Here is an 18,306-nt window from a genome sequence, read left to right as displayed (position 1 = left end):
GGAACATGGATACGTTATTTTACCATTTAGTCTGAAATACGGCTCTCAAAATTGAAATAGCGCACTGACGTTCCGCCACGATAGCATAATAGCGAATATTAAGCAAAATAACGCATTGACGTTCCCTTTCGTGAGGTCCTTAAGATAACCTAACCAATCACTGAAACCGACGAATAGCCGGCACGCATAGTACACTAGCAACAATGGCGATGCCAATCGAAGCGAATATCGTTATGGTCGTAATCCCGCCAATACCATCAGCAATCCAGCCGACTAGGAAATAACTCACAGGTAGCAGGGCGAAGGAGCCTAACAGATCCAGACTGACCACTCGGCCGAAGGCTTCTGCCGGTACAAGCTCCTGTAAGCTGGTCTCCCAGATAAGACCGAAGATCATAAGTCCAAAGCCTTCTACCGCCATCAGCAAAGCTAGAATGACCGGTGAAGAGGTGAAAGGCAAGAACAGCAATGCCACGCCGCTGAGGAGTACAGAGCCGTAGGCGAGTAGACCTCGATGAGGCCATTTTGTTTTAGAGCCAAAAATGAGTGCTGCAGCAATAGCTCCAAGGCCGGAGCACGTAATCCCTATACCATATATCAATGGATCCAGGTGTAGATGTACTTTGAATAACCAAGGAACCAGAATGACACTAATTCCACTATAGCTAATATTAATGAACGAAAAGGCAAGGATCGTTATCCAAAGCCAGGGATGACCTTTGAGAATCTTAATGCCTTCTAGAAATTCGCTCTTCCACGAAGTCGAGGGTTGATTTGCGGATTGCTTGATGGTTGGTGTGTAAAGCGATTTTTTAACCAAAAAGAGCAAGCAAAAAAAGGAGAATAGATAGGTCAGTGCATCTAATCCGAAGCCGTAACTGGCTGATAAGGTGGAAATCAGCAGTCCGCCGAGGACGGGGCCGATGAGTCGGACGCCTTGATTGCTCATTTGTGTCAGAGCGTTAGCTGCATTGCGAATTTCGGGTGTGAATACGGTGGCGCGTACAGCTGAATACGCAGGATGAAAAAGGCCTTCCATGAGGCCATAGATGCCTACAAGTCCGAATAAAACATGGATGGATAAGGTGTTAGTGAAAATAAGAACAGCAATGGCTAACATGGCTATGAATCGGACGATGTCAGATAGCATCATAATTTTAACGCGATCATAACGATCGACGATCCAGCCGGAAAAGGGGAGCATGATGACGTAAGGGAGCATATAAGCAGCCATAACGATGCCCATCATCGTGGTTGAACCTGTTAGGGAATAAACAACCATGGGTAAAATAACGGTAGTAACAGAACCGCCCAGCATGGATATGAGTTGGCTAAGCCACAGATAAGGAAAGGAACGCGATTTTACGAAAGGTATCAGGAAATTATCTAGTACCCGCTGTTTCTTTTTAAGCTGGGATTCTATTTGCATGTTTGATTTACTCCTAACTCACAGAATCAAAAGGTGAACAATTCATACACATCATGTACAATAGAAGGAGCAGGTGATTGCGCACGACGCTGCGTGAGCCTAGAATGTACGGATTGGAGGGGAGCACATGAAGAAAGAGGATCTCATTTCGGCGGCGGAACTGCATGCACTGCTAGCTGAGAATGGGGAGGACCTTCAGGAGTTTGAAATGGACGAACCCATTGGTACACAGCATCTTCATTCTCTGCAAAAAGCAGTTGTACTCCTCTCCCAGCAGGTAGCGGATCTTCAAACGCAGCTTCATGCGCATTTCGAACTCCAGAACAAACAACAAGAACAATTGCTGCGGCAATTTAAATATCAAATTGAACATAAGCTTCAAGAGCAGTTGGCCAATGGGATCATTGTCGTGCAGCAGCCGACAGATATGGATGCCGACGTACAACAGCAGGGAGTTGATAAGGAATCCCTACTGACGCTTTATTCAGCTGAACTGCCTGAACCAGCTGATGAGGAGCCGACATATTCCAGGGTGAAAAGCTACAAAAAGATTCGGAAACGAAAGAAGTCGTTGCTGGAGAAGCTTTTTGGATAGGTGAAAAGGACAAAAGGGAAAAAAGACCGCTTCTTCCTAGTCGAAGGGCGGTCTTTCCGTGTCTTAGTGCAGTTGAAAATCTAAAGCATCCCTTCCTCATGAGCCTTCTTGGATGCTTGCACGCGATCTCGGACGTCCATTTTCGAGTATATACTGGAAATATAGTTCTTCACAGTGCCTTCGGACAAGAATAGCTTTTCGGCAATTTCTCTATTATTGAGGCCATCGGCGATACAGTGCAGCACTTGCACTTCGCGCTCGCTGAGTCCATACGCATCAGCCCGAACCTGCTCCTCCACAGCTTTGACCCCGGCACCCTGTGATGTGGGTGTGTGATCAGCAGCGCCTCTCGCTTCCTTGACGAGCATTCTGGCGATATCTTGCGGGATGAGTGTACCGCCTTGATGCACCCATTTAATACCGGCCGCCAGATCCTTTGGATGAATAGCTTTGAGCAAATAGCCTTCGGCACCCGCTCCTAAGGCATCAACGACATAGCTGATTTCCTGGAAGGTTGTCAGAATGATGACACGAATCTGTGGCCATGTAGCTTTGATTTGTCGGGTTGCTTCGACGCCGTCCATGACAGGCATATGAATGTCCATGAGCACTACATCAGGCTGCTGTTCTTCGCACTGCCTTATAGCTATGTGACCATTCTCAGCCAAACCGACGACATGAATATCCGGATCCATATCAAGCACGATGTGTAGGCTTTCTCTTATTAAATCCTGATCATCAACCAGGAGAAGTTTAAGCGGGGTCGTGTTCATGTTTGGTCCTCCTCAGAGTTTTTCGCCAGAAAAACTGGCTTCGAAAGCATTACTTGAGTTTTTCGCCAGAAAAACTGGCATCGAATGTTTGTATCCACATTGTACCACCCAGTGCTTCCAACGGGAAAGAATTTAGAAGGACGGCGAGTGTTTGGCAGGAATGGAGCAATGGACGACAGTACCCTGACCTAATGTGGAACTAACCTGCAGCGTACCCTGCAGAGCAAAGATGCGTTCCTGCATGGCGTTGATACCAAAGCCAACTTTGAGCTGCTCTGTACCGATGCCATCGTCCTCAATGCGAATGTCGACTAAATCATCGGAATATGTCAATGTAACTTCTACAGTGGAAGCCCGACCATGCCGTTTGGCATTGGTCAGTGATTCTTGCAGACAACGAATAAGCGAAAGTTTGGTTTGTTTCGGAATTTCGAATTCCTCACCTACGGTCGTGAATCGGATTTGGGTCCCGGTATGAAGGGCAAATTCGTTGGCCAGTCTCGTCAATTGTTGGGAAAGCAGCATATCGCCCTCGGGAACCATCTGATGAATGCTGCGGCGTACTTCTTCGAGTCCATTGCGGGTTACACTACGCAGAACGTCCAGCTTTTCTTTGGCTTTGTCTGGCGCAGCTTCGATCAGGTAGGACACAGCGTCCATCCCCATGATGACGGAAGTAAACGTATGACCCACTGTATCGTGCAATTCACGTGCCATCCGATTGCGTTCCTCAAGCAGCGTAAGCTGTTCGATTTGGTTGGCGTACTGCTCTAATGCGTTATTTTGCTCATGGATTAAGTGATACTGACGTTGGTTCTCGGCTAAAAGCTTTTCGGTTTTCTCATTCGAAGTCACAACCCGTTGTAAGCTAAGGCCAATGGCGAAGAACAGCACAGCATTTAAGATAAAGCTAAATAATTGGCCAACCCCCATCCCGCTATGTAGGATGAAATAATACTCAACAGGCATAGCCACCATGAATATGGGTGCGGTCCACCAAGCATTTTTTCGGTCGGTGAGGAATCCAATGACCATTAATGGGCAATTAATAGTAAGGTACGCATCCTGCTGCATCCAAGAAAGATAGATTTGTAGAGGAATACCAGTCAGCAGCACGGCAATTGGATAGAAAGTTGAGTTGATGTAATTCGGTCTCCAGAATAGAAATGGAGCGCCATAGGACAGGAGGATGGCCAATATTGCTTGGATGTTGGTCGTTAGTTCATGCTCATGCATATGCAGAAGCGCATAAAGCAGGCCAAGCAGCGAAGAACCGGTCAAAACGATAAATAGGGACCACTCCACACCGTGCCAAGGTCTTCTTTGAATCATAAAAGGACTCCTTTACACAAGATCTTAAGATCATTGTACATAAAATCAGGAAAAAGCCATAGTGAGCGCAGTCATATGGTTTCATGATCATTGTGACCTGCTCTATGACTATTCTTAGGAAGATTACTAGGCAAAGCCGTTCAGGTAGGGTAGCATTGGGTTATATTGGTTTAAAAGTTAGGGGGAGTGTTAAAGATGACGGCAACAGATGCCATTACGCCGATAGTAAAAATCGATCAAATTACGAAACGAATCGGTTCTAAGACGATTATCGATAAATTAAGCTTTGAGGTGCCGCGGGGCGAGGTGTTTGGGTTTCTTGGTCCAAACGGTGCGGGAAAAACGACAACCATTCGGATGATGGTCGGACTCATGTCGATCACAGAAGGGGATATACGGATTGGCGGCTATTCGATTCGTACCCATTTTGAGCAAGCGATTCGTCATGTTGGCGCTATTGTGGAAAATCCGGAAATGTACAAGTTTCTGAGTGGTTATCATAATTTGGTCCATTACGCGAGAATGTTCCCGGGCATTGAGGAAGACCGCATTCAGGAGGTCATTGATCTTGTTGGTATGGGAAATAGAATCCATGACAAGGTCAAAACGTACTCCCTCGGTATGCGCCAAAGGCTTGGGATTGCTCAAGCTTTGCTGCATAAGCCGTCTGTGCTGATCCTAGACGAGCCTACGAATGGGCTGGATCCAGCAGGTATTCGTGAGCTGCGTGACCATTTACGGAAGCTTACCCGTGAGGATGGAATTTCAGTTATCGTGTCCAGTCATTTACTTTCGGAGATGGAGCTGATGTGCGACCGTGTCGCCATTATTCAGAACGGGAAGCTGGTGGACGTTAGACTGATTAAAGAGTTCGGTCAGGCGGATGGCAAGCAGCAGGTGGTTTTTGAGGTGGCGTCACTGGATCAAGCTTTGACAGTAGCTGCCGCGCATGGAGCCCCTGTGGTAGTGGCTGGAGATGAGATCATTATGATTCTTGATAAGCATGAGACGGCAGCATGGAATAGAAGGTTCGTAGAGGCAGGGATTGCAGTCTACGGCATCCGAGCGGCAACCAAATCCCTGGAAGATCAATTTTTAGAGATGACGGGAAGTGATCCGATTGCTTAATCTCATTCGAAATGAACATATGAAAATATATCGTAGGCTTCGTACTTGGATTCTAGGTATATTATTGATTGTCATTGTTGTATTAGCTGCACTGTTCTCACATTCAGGTGATCGTACAAATGAAGAATGGAAGACAAGAACGGCGGAATCGATAGAGCACAATCAGAAAGAACTGGAAAATCCGGATGTACCGGCCAAATTTAAACAGCAGATGAAGGAAGACATAGCCCTCCAGCAATACATGTTGGATCATAATTACCCTCCGACAGATAATACCTTATGGGGCGGCACCCTAAGCGCAGCCGGATTAATCATCATGGTTACGTTATTTACCGTGATCATTGCCGGAGATATGGTCGCTGGTGAGTTTACATGGGGGACAATTAAGCTGCTGCTCATTCGTCCTGCTAGCCGAGCAAAGATTCTCCTGTCAAAGTATCTAACAACGCTGCTGTTTGCAGCTACTCTACTGATTGTGATGTTTATTACATCTCTGATTGTGAACGGGTTCCTCTACGGATTTCAGAGTCTAAACCTTCCACATTTGACTGTAAATGCAGCGGGACAAGTTCAGGAAGGGAGTATGCTTGTGTATGTGTTTGCAACCTATGGACTAAAGCTGATCGAACTCGTCATGATCGTGACGATGGCCTTTATGATCTCGACCGTATTTCGCAGCTCCTCACTGGCTATTGGTCTTAGCATTTTCATCATGTTCGCGGGGCAAATTATTACGCTATTGCTGATGAGATACAGCTGGGGCAAATATTTTTTATTCGCCAACACGGATCTTACTCCCTACTTACAGGGGCAACCGCTGGCCGAAGGGATGACGCTTGGTTTCTCGATAACTGTGCTGCTCTTCTACTTCTTGTTGTTTAATGTGCTTTCATGGGAAATATTCCGCAGACGCGATGTAGCCGCCTGATTCTCGGGCGGTCTTGCAAATAACGGATACAAAAAAGGACGACTCCTAGGTTATGAAACCTTTGGAATCGTCCTTTTCTCATTTCTGAATATACGCCTGGATGGTATCAGGAACTTCCTGCAAAGAGTCCAACTGATAGAACGCCCCCTTGGGAGTGATGTCAATGGTTCCTTTGTTATACTCCCAGTCTTGCTGTACAGGAATGTGAATCGAGTGAATACCCGCATGTAACGCAGGCAATACATCTGTCTTGATCGAGTTGCCGATCATCCATGTGTGGTTGCGATCAAAACGCTGTTCATTCATGATCGTTTCCATGTATTCTCTCGTCTTATGCACCGTAACAAAGATGCGATCATCAAAGTAGGTGTCCAAGTTCAAATCCTTCACTTTTTTCATTTGGATGGATGCATCGCCACCTGTATATAGGAACAGTCGGTGGCCGGCCTGCTTAAGATGATCAAGGGTTTCGTTCATAAGCGGATAAGGCTCTACCGTGTATTCATAGACAGTGTGGCCTAATTGCATCAACCATGACTCTTCTTTTACATTCGTTGGACGGTTATATTGTGAGGCGAACCATTGGTACGTTTCAACAAATGATTTGGGAAAACGATCCGGCATAAACCCATGAATGTGGATGCCAGCGAGATCGATTTGGAGCTGCTTCTGCTTGATGTCCTGCGCGCTAAGTCCATGCCCGGAATACCAAGTAAGCATAAGATCGATAAACTGGTCAATCACGAAGTCAAAATATTTATTACAATGCACCAACGTATCATCAAGATCAAAAAGTATCGTCTGTTCTCTCATAGGCTCTGTCTCCTGCATCAGTTAGAAATGAATTTCCAACTATTATATCATGCACCTAACCCCAAAGCCTAGGCGAGACCCTTACATTGCAACCGTATTCCCCTTAAAGGCCCCATTGGCGGATGAGGCAGGTTTATTCCCGTTCTCTTGCTCACCGTTTTGAATAGGAGCTGATGAAGATGTTTTCGAGTCCATTTTACTATTTCCTTGGAATTGTCCACCTTCTTCAATAACAAAGGAAGCCGCGCTAATATTGCCTTGAAGGGAACCTGTAGAAGTAATTGTCAGCTTGCCCTTGGTGATGATATTACCCTGCACATTTCCTGCCAATACAACGTCTCTTGCCGAAATATTGGATTTTACAACGCCATTTTCCCCAATAATAACATCCCCTGCGCACTCGATATCACCTGTAATGCCGCCTTCAATGCGAATGCTCGCTGCTGATTTGATGCGGCCTTCAAAGGTTGTGCCTTCTCCAATCAAAGTGTCGGTTGTATTCGGATTCATGAAGTCTTTCTTTTTCTTAAACATGGTGGTTATTCATCCTTTCGAGTCGCTTTGAGATAAGGTTTGGGATCGATGCTTTCCCCATTTTTGAGTACTTCATAGTGCAGATGAGGTCCGGTACTGCGTCCCGTGGAGCCGACTAGGCCAATAGAACTACCTTTTTCCACGGAATCTCCCTTATTCACTAAAATTTTATTTAAATGCATGTACCAAGTGCGTAATCCCTTAGAATGCTCGATGACGATATTGTTGCCGTGGAACATATCGTTCCCCGTGCTGACGACTGTGCCGTCTGCGGTCGCATAGACAGGATCATTCTCACGGGCACCGAAATCAATGCCGGAATGAAAGCTTGGACGATGCGTAAAAGGGTCCGTACGGTAACCGAACGTCGATGTGACGACCTTAGTGGTAGTTGGCCACAGGGTAGGGGTTATGCGAAGCAATTGCTGCTTATCGGCAACCTTTTGCTTCGTTACGGTTAAGCTCGTTTGAAGCTCATTCACTTCGCTGTTAAGTGCCGTGAAGGAAGCTAACGTCTGTTCGCCAAGCTTTATAATGTCTTCCTGAGAAGCTGGATTAGGACTTCCGCCAATGCCGCTGTCAAGGGCAGGGAGCTTTCCATCTGCATCCGCAGGTTTATCCTGTGTGCTGGGTGACGTGCTGGCAACGGCTGTCCCGGTTGTGTTTGCGTCGATCCCGGCAATCGATTTGAGATCACTTTCGAATTTCTTCATCTCTTCGACTTTTGTTTTCATCTGTTCGGCTTGCTGAGACAGTTGAATCACTTCATTCTGTAATTGTTCGATGGCCTTGTCTTTGGAATTTAATGCAGCACTCCATTGCTGGTTAGCTCCTGTTAGCTTAGACTGCAGAGCGCTAGCCTCTTTCAAGGTGCTTGCATGCATCGCATAAGTGATTATAGAAATTAGCAGCAGCACGGATAAGCATGCTGCAGCGATATAAGCGAATAGATGGGGAATACGAAACCTGACGACCGATTGATTAGCATCTGGAATGATGACTAGCGTCAGTTTTTTTGGTTTCCAGTTGAGCTTCATAAAGGCTTAATTGTCTCCTGTCGTGGTTGAATTTGGTAAAGTTCAATATTCCTGTACTTCATTCGTCATATTCTGATAAAAACCTTCCTAATACCTATTGGTCCTAGATAAAATGAGTCGAAAGTAGGAAGGAATCCTGTCGGATATAATCGAATGTACTTAACAAATACAGGAAGTTGTAGATATGGAGTGGAGCCGCTAATGATAAAGCTTGCAGGTATCGATATAGGGAACGATAGTATTAAACTGGTGCTGGATGGTTCTAGAGAACCGCTAGTGATCCCGAATATCATTGCGCCGGGATACGAAAGACATATTTTGCAGGAAGAAGATTCACCATTGAAAGCGCTGGATGTAATGATTTACAGTCCATCCCTTTCACAAAGAAATCAACGTTATTTCGTCGGACAACTTGCTTTGGAACACGAAGATAACTTGGAGCTTGAAGACACAGATAATAAAGCGATATCGGATCAATCCCTTATTGTTGCGCTTACTGCACTAGCTTATCAAGGTCTCACCCACCAAGCCTTTAATGCTGGATACGGAAATGTAGACGAAGTCGAATATTCGCTCGGAACCGGTTTGCCTGTTCGTGCGTTTGCGAAGTTCAATCAGCAATTCGAGCAAAGACTTCTTGGTGAGCATGAAGTGACGTTCCTATCCACTCCACAATTCCAAAATCGCAAGATTAAAGTATCGGTTCGCAAGGTTGCAGTCTCCATTGAAGGGGCCGCAGCTGTGTTCCATTTGGCAACGCATGACAGCTTGCAAGTCAAGGATGAAGAGATTTACAACGGCTGCATCGGCGTTTGCGAAATCGGTGCTCTGACAACGGACTTCCCTGTTATCAAACGGATGGCGATTGACAATCACTTCAGCCATGGCGAGCAAATTGGTATCGCCACCTATCTGGATGCCGTCATTCGCGATGTCGAAGATGCTTATGGCTACGTGTTTCCAAGCCGCGCGAAGCTGGTGCAGCGAGTGAAGAATCGTGAATTTACGATTCAACTTCTTGGCGAAGGTCAGGTCGATATTCGACCGATCGTGGATCAACATTTCCGCCGTGCGGCTTTGCGTATGATTGAAATGATCAAAAAGCGCTGGCGCAAATATCCCGATATTCAGTGCTTCTATGTGATTGGTGGAGGTGCCTCTGCGCTGAAACCGTACATCCAAGAAGCTGCAGGGTCATTAAAACTGCGATTCGCGAATGACAGCGAATATCTAAATATGTATGGCTACTTGAAAGTGGCCAAAAGTCGGTCAAGTCAGTCAGTTCCTGTCTAATCATTTAACGTGCCTGTTATGCGGGTGCGTTTTTTTTCCACATAAGAAAGTATAAGTTTTTTCTAACAGAAAACCTGACTTTCTTATTGGCGATAAAACCTACAATTAAACGCGGTCGCTCATCTTCGAATGGCCTCGATAGAGGTTTTCTCATGCATTTTTTTGCCGCTAAGGAACAACCGATTAATAACTTGCAATTAATTATTCGATTGTTCCTAAATCATTTACCAACATCTGGTTGCTTCGAAAGGTTCACCTCCATATAAGTTGTCAGGACTGTAAGGAATAAACAACAAGCAAAACACATTGCGCAGGCCGTGCTCATGATCGGCTTATACTTACCGAAGGCAAGTCCGATGACGATGCAGACAGTGGAGAAGATGATCAGGATATTGCCCAGCCATAACCATTGCTTGTAGGAGAATCGTACACTGGTCTTGGTCATCTGCTCGGGAGGAGTTTTATTAGAATTCCCATTCTCCCTGGGCGGCACCGCTGGTTGTGGCTGCTTCCGGAGCTTGATCCTCGCGGCAGCCAAGAGGATGCCGATGACAAAAGGCTGATATCCCAGAACGATGAGCGGCATGCTGAAATTCGCGAAGGCGAGCAGTTCCGTGATACTCTTGAACGATAGAATCGTCGTAAACGCCACCAAGAGGGCGACCTGCTTGTTAATGACGGGATAGTTGCGCTCCTTGATGATCGAGCTAATGCCTAAGAGAATCGCTAAATAAATGGCGATCATTTTGCAAGCTAGAACGGGTAACCAGATGGTCAGGAGAACGATATCAAGCCGATCGAGGAAATCCGTCACATGAATCACTTGCACCAAATTGTAAGCGGGATATATGAAATTCGCAGGCATTTTCGGTCCCAAAACGGTAAGTACCAAAAAAATGATCAGCGTGAACAGGCCAATACCGAGCAAGGATCCGTGTCGGATAGCGGAACGGATTTGATTTGCGTTGTACATCGTGTGCAGAAAGGCGCCGAGAATGAAAATATCACCCGCGCTTCCGATGGCAAGCAGGTTACTGAAGGCCAATTGTTTGAACGGCATTGTGAGAACGGGCATAGCGAGCTGAAGGTTGAATTCGTTCGACAGCAAGAGTGGCATCAACAAAGTTACGATGACGAAGAGAGGATAAAACATATCGTTGACGCGAGCGACGATTTCCACGCTGCTTCTCCCAAAATAAATCAAATACAAACAGGGCACCAGAACTAAGATTTCCACGGGTGTGTTGTGCAGCAACAACGTGGAATTATATTTCGATGCGGAAGACAAATCCTGCACGAGAATTTGCCAGAAGTGGAACAAAATCATCAGATTGACGACAGTACCGCCCCAGCGCCCTAGCAAATGTATGGATATTTCGAAAATATTCAGCTTGGGAAACATCTTCACTAAATATCCAAAAAAGGCTGCAATCACAAATATATAGAAAACAGATAGGATATAGCTGAACCACGCATCCATCTCACTTACTCGAATCAATACATTTTGCAACGTAAAGATGCCTCCGCTTGTGATGATGGATGAGGCCAGCCACGCCAGCTGTCTCTGGTTAATCACTTGTTTTTTATCCATGAAGGACACCGCCTTTTCGATTGCTTCAAGGGCTGATCACTGAATCATTGAGTTATTGATGCTAAATTGCAATCAAATGCCCATAAAATGACTAAACCAAGGGGAGACCGTGTGGATAAAGAAGCGCGATGGCATCGGAATCGGTATGTGTAAATATTTGGTGATAAAGAGTACGAATGTGACACAGGTAATTAACCCATATGCCGCCTTTACGCTGCCTCTCTGATGCTTAAGTTCCTTGCGGTCTATCAAAAGGCTGGCAATCATAATGAATAGAAAACTTAGTATAAATATGCTGTTCATGTCTATCTCCCATCTTTGGTCACATTCTGATTGATAAGACCGGTTTCGGTGATAGAGGCTTCAACTTGGATGCGGAATTCAGCTTCTTTAAACACATCTCGCCACCGTTCTTTTAAACCGTTGTTCCAAGTGTTAGGATGACTTCTCCAAATCATTAAACCCAGTTGCGCTGAATCGGTCCCTTCCTTTTGCATTTGCTTAATGGCGGCTAGGACGCATTTCTTCACTTGCTCTGCGAATTTACGCTCCACCTTGTGGATGGCTTCCGACTTGTTGAGATCTTGTTCGGATAAATCTTCACCAATGACCCCTTTAGCCTCCAACTTAAGTTGAAAGATCACCTTGTCCCCTTGCAGTATAGGTTTGATATCGGTATGTCCCTCTTTAACTAGAATGGAAATATCTTTGCCTGATTCGAACGGAAAAGTGAGAAGATGCTCTCTAACATAGTTTCTCAGCCACATGAGTCCATTCGCCTCCTGGTTCTTGTAAATGCCAACCATTCGGTCTCCTTTGAACTGACCATAGCCGACTAACTGAATTTCTTGAGAGGGCTTCTTGGCTCCTTGAGTTTCCTTGGCTTCGAGGTAGCTCAAAATAGGATCACTGTTAAAGCTAAGCGCAAGGCCAATATCCTTCGTGGATGTCGCCATCGCGCGGCGCGATTTGGTTATTTCGCGAATGACTTCGGAGGGAAAACGTTCAAACTTGGGCTCCGCATTCAGCAGGTCGTAGCCTTTGCCCTTCGTTACGACGAGAAAGCAGGTCAGCCGACTCTCCGGTGTCCGTGCCGCATCGTCAAACATGATGCCAATGCCTGCCTTGGCAAGCTTTTCGCCTAGGACGATCGTACGTCGATGAGACAGAAACAGTCTGCGCGATATTCGCATCTGCAGTTTACTTGTTGCGTCGCGTATCGTCGTTCCGACCTCCGAATCTAAATAATAACTTTTACCCCCTCCACTCGTACCGCCTCCACCCCCGCTGGCGCCGCCCATGGAACCGGGGAGGGGGAGCATAAAGGTAACGCGATACTTGCCGTCGTCCTCTAGATCAATGGAGGAGGTGAGCACAAAGGCGATATCGTTAGTTTCGGTACGATCCCAACAGCCTGTCAGGAATGTCAGCACGAGGGTGATCATCATCCCAAACACGAAAATACGCCTACGATGAGTCATTTGAATTGCCCTCCTCACTCGCTTTATGCTCATGCTGAATTCTGCTTCCGTCTACGCCTCCGTCCTCCTTGATTTGCTGAGGCAGCTTGCTATCCATGTGCTCTGTATCTTGAATCGCCATAAATGCAGGACGTTTCTCCATCGCCCACGAAGGAGAGCGAATCAGCGAATCTTGTAAGTCTCCAGCGGATAACGGTCCTAATGGGGATAAATAAGGCACTCCGAAGGAACGTAAATTCGCCATATGTCCAAATAATATCATCAAGCAAAAGATAATTCCGTAGAAACCGAATACGGAGGCAATGATTAGAAAAGGAAAACGCAGCATCCGAATAGCGATAGCGCCGTTATAGCGCGGGATGGTGAATGAAGCAATCCCGGTAATGGATACGACGATGACAATCGGTGCGGAAACGATGCCGGCTTGAACAGCGGCTTGTCCAACAACGAGCGCACCTAAGATGGAGACAGCGGAGCCGACCGCTTTGGGCAATCGGATACCTGCTTCGCGTAAAGCTTCGAATGTAATTTCCATGATGAACGCCTCAACAACGGCTGGGAACGGAATCGCTTCACGGGCGGCGGCAACACTTAGCATCAGTGTTGTCGGTAGTAGTTCATGGTGGTAGGTCGTTATAGCGACATACAGAGCAGGTGCCGTGAGCGACAGAAACAAGAAGATGTAACGCAGCAAGCGTAATAGTGTACCGATTTGGAATCGTTCATAATAATCCTCACTCGCTTGCATAACCTGTATAAATACGAAAGGGACGATGAGCGCAAAGGGTGTGCCATCAACGAGAATGGCCACTCGTCCTTGTAGGAGAGCACTAGCAACAACGTCTGGCCGTTCTGTGTATTGGATCTGTGGAAAGGGCGAATACGCATCATCTTGGATGAGTTCTTCAAGCATGCCTGATTCCAAAATGGCATCGATCTTGATTTGCTCAATCCGCTTGACCACTTCCTCAATCAGGGAGGGCATTGCCAAATCGTCGAGATAACAGACGACAAGAGCGGTATTGCTCTCTTTGCCGACGCTCATGGATTTCATCTTGAGTCTAGGCGTCTTTAGTTTGCGGCGGATCATAGAGGTGTTCGTGCGAATGCTCTCCACGAAGCCCTCTTTCGGTCCGCGTACGACAGTTTCCGTTTCCGGCTCGCCAACGGAGCGCTTATCTGTACCGCGAATACCAAGCAGAATGGCTGTCGCGTTGCCTTCTACGAGCAGGGCGGCATCCCCGCCCAAAACAGAAACGAGCAGGTCTCCGTAATTATCGGAGATCTGTGTCTGAGACACCGGCAGTATCGTGCCTGCGATGCGGTCGATCGCTGTTTGGCCGCCACCCAGAATCATTAACGATTTCATCGTTTCGTTGAGCAGTTGGGTGTTAGTTAGTCCATCAACGAAGAGAAGCAGTGCCGGAATGTGCGGCTCGATCTCGAATTCACGGACAACAACATCAGAGCAGTCCTGAAACATGGCTTTAATAAATTCATGATTTTCATGTAGAAGAAGTGATAATCTAGTTTCCTTAAGTTCTTCGATGAAATGATAATCAAGCGAATCAATAAGCTCCGATTGCTCATCATTCTCACCGAGCCTGTCTGACGGGCGTTTACGCAGGATACTTTTCATCAATTGTTTGGATGCTTTAACCATTGCGTTTGGCCCTCCTGCCACAATCTGGATGAAGATTATAGGAATGCGTTTCTTATTTTTCTCGAAATGAAAGGATTTTATTACGAAAGTTGGAAAATTTTATTTGGTCGAGTCCAGACTGAAGGATGGGTATAGATGAGAAGCCCTTGGCAAAAGCTATCAGGACAAGAAATACGGGGAAATTGGTAGAGGAGATGAAGCTATTGTTGTGGGTTGTCATACTACTGCTGCTATTCATCTTTCAGACCGCCACGATTCTGATCGGCGAATACAAACGACCGGCTAAGACGGTAGCCTGGCTGCTCGTATTGTTTATTTTTCCAATCATCGGATTTATCATGTACTATTTCTTAGCTAAGGAATATACCCAAAGGAAAATGGTTAGGCGCAGAGGACGTCGCAAGATGGATGAAATTAAACATCAATGGATGTATAAGGAATCGGCGTCGATAGCGAACAATGCGGGGAATTATCAGCTGTTCGAAGAACCGCGACTTTGTGGACTGCTCCATAACATTCCGGGCTCACCCATAACACCGAAAAATCGAGTAGAGGTGCTGACCAATGGGGAAGTCACTTACGAGGCTATGATAAAGGCGATTGAACAGGCGAGAAGTCATATCCATTTTGAATTTTATACGATAAGACATGATGAAACTGGTGTGAAATTTCAAGAACTTCTGATCCGTAAGGCGAAGGAGGGTGTCAAGGTCAGAGTTATTTATGACGGGGTAGGCAGCTATACACTTTCTACGGCTTACATCAATAAGTTTAAGCAAGCTGGGGTTGACGTGCATCCTTTCTTGCGGCCGCTCATTGCCTTCTTCGATAAACGAATGAACTATCGTAATCATCGGAAAATTATTGTCGTTGATGGCTTGGTAGGGTTCGTTGGCGGTATTAATATTGCCGATGAATACTTAGGGAAAGATCGAAAGCTTGGTTTCTGGCGGGATACCCATCTCATGCTGCACGGTGACTCGGTCTATTATTTGCAGCAGACCTTTATGACAGATTGGATGTTCGTTAGCGGGGAGCGGTTGGTTGAAGAAACGTTATTTCCTGAGCATAATGAACCGCAAGCTTCGTTGGTCCAGGTTATTTCAAGCGGTCCAGATGCCCACTGGGATGCTATTCAGGAGATGTTTTTCGCAGGCATTATGGCAGCAAAGAAGCGAATTTACATGACTACGCCATACTTTATACCAGATCCCAGCATCACGATGGCACTCAAAACTGCGGTAATCAGCGGTGTCGATGTCCGTATTATACTCCCTTATAAATCAGATTCCCAAATCGTTCAGTACGCATCGCGATCATATCTGCTTGAGCTGATGCAGGCGGGGGTACAGTTCTATCTATATCGCAAAGGCTTCATGCACGCCAAGGTCATGATCATTGACTACTTGATGGCTACAGTAGGTACGGCGAACGTGGATATGCGCAGCTTTTTTAGCAACTTTGAATTGAATGCCGTAATGTTTAATAAGGATGAAATTAAGCGCTTAGAGGCTGATTTTTTAAAGGATTTGAAGGAGAGTGTTGAGTTGAAATTAGCTGAATTTGAGATGAGATCCCGCTTGGAAAAGGGGAAGGAAGTCATTGCGCGATTATTATCCCCTTTGTTTTAATAAAGTAGTTCTGTAGAAGGCTACTGTATTATTTGAGACGGTCTAAAATGGCGTTCAAATTTTGTGGAGGGACCTGCTCAATGAGGTCGCCATACGTTTTCAAACGGTTCATCACCGTATTTAAGTTGAAATCGCGGATGTTAGGACGCAGCTCAACCTCTTTCCATAACAGGGGGGTGGAAACAGAGGCGTCCTTTTTGGCGCGTGGTGTGTAAGGTGCGGATAAAGTTTTTCCATACCAATGCTGTAAATAGTCTACGTAAATTTTATCGCCGCGATTTTTCTTGAACCTTTCGATGGTAAAAAGATTGGGATATTTCTTTACGACAAAGGCGCCAATAAAATGACCGATACGGCGAAGCTGCTCAAATGTGTAGCCATGCTGAATAGGGATGTAGATCTGAACACCCGTAGCGCCTGAGGTTTTGGGAATCGACTGAATATGGAGTGAATCCAACACTTCTCCAATGATGTGGGCAGCCTCCATAATACGCGGCTCTTCCTCTAGCGAAGGATCGATATCGATCACCCATTCTGCGGGCAGCGTCTCGCCAATTCGGTGGAAGGAGGGATGAAACTCCAAACAAGCCAAATTACCCAGCCAAATCAGGGTGGGTAAGGAGTCTAGATTGATGTAATTAATGCCATCCAGCGGCGCCAGCTTCACGAAGCTAGGTACCGGATCGGGGGCATTTTTTTGATAAAAGGATTTTTCATTATACCCGTTAGGGAAACGAATCGTTGTTAAGTGGCGATTACGGCAGTAGCGCAGCAGGTAAGGAGACAACTCGGTTAATTTAGCGAGATAATCGGCCTTGGTAATGCCCATTTCAGGCCATAGAAGCTTATTCGGGTTCGTAATCGTCAGCTCATGCCCTTCCACGAGCAGAGTTCCTTTGGTTGTGACCGCCATGTATCATTCGTCCCTCCTGATATGGATTTACATCCGATTATTCCCCGCGGGGAGGGATCTCAAACTTCAACGACCTTTTGAAATGTCATGAAATTTTGCTTGACAAAAAGATGGATTTAAACGATACTTATGAAAGTTAATAATATTTAGTAAGTAACATATAAAGTGGAAGTTGATTCTTATTTGTAAATTAAAACTTAATTCTATCAGAAGATAGAAGCGGAGGAGAGATAAATATGAGTAACTCATTTTTAGCTGCAGTAAAAGAAAGACGCACGTACTATGGACTGAGCAAAGAAGTGGTCGTTTCGAATGAACGCATCCAAGAGATTGTGAATGAGGCAGTGAAACATACACCGTCGTCTTTTAACTCACAAAGCGCAAGAGTTGTTGTCTTATTCGGCGAGCAATCCGATAAATTGTGGAACATTACGAAGGAAACCCTGAGAAAGATCGTACCAGCTGACAGCTTCGCGCCAACAGAGGAACGTATCAATAGTTTCAAAAGCGGGTATGGAACTGTGTTGTTCTTTGAAGATGAGACAACCGTAGAGAATCTGCAAAAGCAATTTGCTGCTTACGCTGACAATTTCCCGATCTGGTCCAACCAATCCTCAGGCATGCTGCAATTTGTAGTATGGACGGCGCTTGAGCAAGAAGGTCTTGGCGCATCGCTGCAGCACTACAATCCTCTGATTAATGAGGAAGTTGCCCAAACGTGGAACCTTCCAAGCGAGTGGAAGCTGCTTGCCCAAATGCCATTCGGTAAACCAACTTTTACACCGGGTGATAAAGAGTTCCAACCACTCGAAGACCGCGTGAAGTTTTTTCAATAAGAAAATGTGAGTCTAGTCATTAATTCGTCCTTATAAAAAAGCCATCCCATTCGTCCTTTGACGGTGGGGTGGTTTTTTGTGTTGAAGAACAAAACCAGACAGTTATATTCATTTTGGCTTCGAGAAGTCCTTTGCGGACTTCTCAGCGACACTTTGCTACTTTATCGACGGTGAGAAGTCCATTACGGCTCTCTCAGCAAACATTTGTGGTAAACAAGCATCATTCTGACGCCGAGAAGTCTTTTTCGGACTTCTCAGCGACACTTTGCTACTTTATTGACGGTGAGAAGTCCATTACGGCTCTCTCAGCAAACAATTGTGGTCAACTA

General features: G+C 45.9%; 17 protein-coding genes. 6 read left to right on the top strand and 11 right to left on the bottom strand.

The window, feature by feature from the left end; all coding sequences use genetic code 11:
* Positions 1-157: 157 nt before the first annotated feature.
* Complete coding sequence (locus ACBP55_RS33620) at positions 158-1,429, bottom strand: MFS transporter (protein WP_464647924.1); 1,272 nt, start codon at positions 1,427-1,429, stop codon at positions 158-160.
* Between the two features lie 127 nt (positions 1,430-1,556).
* Here ACBP55_RS33620 and ACBP55_RS33615 point away from each other — a divergent pair, with 127 nt between their 5' ends.
* A complete protein-coding gene (locus ACBP55_RS33615; RefSeq protein ID WP_464647922.1) occupies positions 1,557-2,024 on the top strand; it encodes a hypothetical protein in 468 nt (155 codons plus the stop codon).
* An 80-nt stretch (positions 2,025-2,104) separates the two neighbouring features.
* Here ACBP55_RS33615 and ACBP55_RS33610 read toward each other — a convergent pair whose 3' ends face one another.
* Complete coding sequence (locus ACBP55_RS33610) at positions 2,105-2,797, bottom strand: response regulator transcription factor (protein WP_464647920.1); 693 nt, start codon at positions 2,795-2,797, stop codon at positions 2,105-2,107.
* 132 nt (positions 2,798-2,929) lie between these two features.
* On the bottom strand, positions 2,930-4,129 hold the full coding sequence (locus tag ACBP55_RS33605; RefSeq protein WP_464647918.1) for a sensor histidine kinase: 1,200 nt from the start codon (positions 4,127-4,129) through the stop codon (positions 2,930-2,932).
* A gap of 195 nt (positions 4,130-4,324) precedes the next feature.
* Here ACBP55_RS33605 and ACBP55_RS33600 point away from each other — a divergent pair, with 195 nt between their 5' ends.
* Both ACBP55_RS33600 and ACBP55_RS33595 read left to right on the top strand, forming a co-directional pair.
* Entirely contained in the window at positions 4,325-5,257 is a 933-nt protein-coding gene (locus tag ACBP55_RS33600) for an ABC transporter ATP-binding protein (protein WP_464647917.1), read from the top strand.
* Positions 5,241-6,185 carry an ABC transporter permease gene (locus ACBP55_RS33595; protein ID WP_464647916.1) on the top strand — a complete coding sequence of 315 codons (945 nt, stop codon included), beginning with the start codon at positions 5,241-5,243 and terminating at the stop codon, positions 6,183-6,185. Before ACBP55_RS33600 ends, ACBP55_RS33595 begins: the two co-directional genes overlap by 17 nt.
* Positions 6,186-6,263: 78 nt before the next feature.
* On the opposite strand, the gene ACBP55_RS33590 is transcribed toward ACBP55_RS33595, so the two are convergent.
* From ACBP55_RS33590 to ACBP55_RS33580, 3 genes are all read right to left on the bottom strand, one after another.
* On the bottom strand, positions 6,264-6,998 hold the full coding sequence (locus ACBP55_RS33590; protein ID WP_464647915.1) for an HAD family hydrolase: 735 nt from the start codon (positions 6,996-6,998) through the stop codon (positions 6,264-6,266).
* Between the two features lie 81 nt (positions 6,999-7,079).
* Entirely contained in the window at positions 7,080-7,532 is a 453-nt protein-coding gene (locus ACBP55_RS33585) for a bactofilin family protein (RefSeq protein ID WP_464647913.1), read from the bottom strand.
* 5 nt (positions 7,533-7,537) lie between these two features.
* Positions 7,538-8,569 (bottom strand): M23 family metallopeptidase, encoded by a 1,032-nt coding sequence (locus ACBP55_RS33580; RefSeq protein WP_464647911.1) that lies wholly within the window; start codon positions 8,567-8,569, stop codon positions 7,538-7,540.
* A gap of 201 nt (positions 8,570-8,770) precedes the next feature.
* Between ACBP55_RS33580 and ACBP55_RS33575 the strand changes: the two genes are divergently transcribed.
* Positions 8,771-9,862, top strand: coding sequence for a ParM/StbA family protein (locus ACBP55_RS33575; RefSeq protein WP_464647909.1), 1,092 nt, complete (start codon positions 8,771-8,773; stop codon positions 9,860-9,862).
* Between the two features lie 220 nt (positions 9,863-10,082).
* Here ACBP55_RS33575 and ACBP55_RS33570 read toward each other — a convergent pair whose 3' ends face one another.
* The 4 genes from ACBP55_RS33570 to ACBP55_RS33555 form a co-directional block, all read right to left on the bottom strand.
* Positions 10,083-11,453: a GerAB/ArcD/ProY family transporter gene (locus ACBP55_RS33570; RefSeq protein ID WP_464647907.1), complete on the bottom strand. Its 1,371-nt coding sequence runs from the start codon at positions 11,451-11,453 to the stop codon at positions 10,083-10,085.
* Between the two features lie 72 nt (positions 11,454-11,525).
* Entirely contained in the window at positions 11,526-11,756 is a 231-nt protein-coding gene (locus ACBP55_RS33565) for a hypothetical protein (protein ID WP_464647905.1), read from the bottom strand.
* Positions 11,757-11,758: 2 nt separating this feature from the next.
* The gene (locus ACBP55_RS33560; protein ID WP_464647903.1) at positions 11,759-12,934 is read right to left on the bottom strand and encodes a Ger(x)C family spore germination protein; all 1,176 of its coding nucleotides are present in this window, start codon (positions 12,932-12,934) and stop codon (positions 11,759-11,761) included.
* Positions 12,921-14,573, bottom strand: coding sequence for a spore germination protein (locus tag ACBP55_RS33555; protein ID WP_464653526.1), 1,653 nt, complete (start codon positions 14,571-14,573; stop codon positions 12,921-12,923). Before ACBP55_RS33555 ends, ACBP55_RS33560 begins: the two co-directional genes overlap by 14 nt.
* Positions 14,574-14,800: 227 nt before the next feature.
* On the opposite strand from ACBP55_RS33555, the gene cls reads away from it, so the two are divergent.
* Positions 14,801-16,228, top strand: a complete 1,428-nt coding sequence (gene cls, locus ACBP55_RS33550; protein ID WP_464647901.1) for a cardiolipin synthase — start codon at positions 14,801-14,803, stop codon at positions 16,226-16,228.
* 28 nt (positions 16,229-16,256) lie between these two features.
* Here cls and ligD read toward each other — a convergent pair whose 3' ends face one another.
* Positions 16,257-17,141: a non-homologous end-joining DNA ligase gene (ligD, locus tag ACBP55_RS33545; RefSeq protein WP_464647899.1), complete on the bottom strand. Its 885-nt coding sequence runs from the start codon at positions 17,139-17,141 to the stop codon at positions 16,257-16,259.
* 236 nt (positions 17,142-17,377) lie between these two features.
* On the opposite strand from ligD, the gene ACBP55_RS33540 reads away from it, so the two are divergent.
* Positions 17,378-17,977, top strand: a complete 600-nt coding sequence (locus tag ACBP55_RS33540; protein WP_464647897.1) for a nitroreductase family protein — start codon at positions 17,378-17,380, stop codon at positions 17,975-17,977.
* Positions 17,978-18,306 lie beyond the last annotated feature (329 nt).

This window comes from Paenibacillus sp. WG02, from assembly GCF_055396115.1.
Note: the sequence above shows the minus strand (reverse complement) of the source record. Positions and strands in the feature narration are given on the sequence as shown.

Bases quoted from the DNA above. Each gene is read 5' to 3' on its own strand.
- ligD (WP_464647899.1), bottom strand. From the start codon at position 17,141: ATGGCGGTCACAACCAAAGGAACTCTGCTCGTGGAAGGGCATGAGCTG.
- ACBP55_RS33605 (WP_464647918.1), bottom strand. From the start codon at position 4,129: ATGATTCAAAGAAGACCTTGGCACGGTGTGGAGTGGTCCCTATTTATC.
- ACBP55_RS33560 (WP_464647903.1), bottom strand. From the start codon at position 12,934: ATGACTCATCGTAGGCGTATTTTCGTGTTTGGGATGATGATCACCCTC.
- ACBP55_RS33565 (WP_464647905.1), bottom strand. From the start codon at position 11,756: ATGAACAGCATATTTATACTAAGTTTTCTATTCATTATGATTGCCAGC.
- ACBP55_RS33600 (WP_464647917.1), top strand. From the start codon at position 4,325: ATGACGGCAACAGATGCCATTACGCCGATAGTAAAAATCGATCAAATT.
- ACBP55_RS33610 (WP_464647920.1), bottom strand. From the start codon at position 2,797: ATGAACACGACCCCGCTTAAACTTCTCCTGGTTGATGATCAGGATTTA.
- ACBP55_RS33570 (WP_464647907.1), bottom strand. From the start codon at position 11,453: ATGGATAAAAAACAAGTGATTAACCAGAGACAGCTGGCGTGGCTGGCC.
- ACBP55_RS33555 (WP_464653526.1), bottom strand. From the start codon at position 14,573: ATGAAAAGTATCCTGCGTAAACGCCCGTCAGACAGGCTCGGTGAGAAT.
- ACBP55_RS33585 (WP_464647913.1), bottom strand. From the start codon at position 7,532: ATGTTTAAGAAAAAGAAAGACTTCATGAATCCGAATACAACCGACACT.
- ACBP55_RS33615 (WP_464647922.1), top strand. From the start codon at position 1,557: ATGAAGAAAGAGGATCTCATTTCGGCGGCGGAACTGCATGCACTGCTA.
- ACBP55_RS33620 (WP_464647924.1), bottom strand. From the start codon at position 1,429: ATGCAAATAGAATCCCAGCTTAAAAAGAAACAGCGGGTACTAGATAAT.
- ACBP55_RS33590 (WP_464647915.1), bottom strand. From the start codon at position 6,998: ATGAGAGAACAGACGATACTTTTTGATCTTGATGATACGTTGGTGCAT.
- ACBP55_RS33580 (WP_464647911.1), bottom strand. From the start codon at position 8,569: ATGAAGCTCAACTGGAAACCAAAAAAACTGACGCTAGTCATCATTCCA.
- ACBP55_RS33540 (WP_464647897.1), top strand. From the start codon at position 17,378: ATGAGTAACTCATTTTTAGCTGCAGTAAAAGAAAGACGCACGTACTAT.
- ACBP55_RS33575 (WP_464647909.1), top strand. From the start codon at position 8,771: ATGATAAAGCTTGCAGGTATCGATATAGGGAACGATAGTATTAAACTG.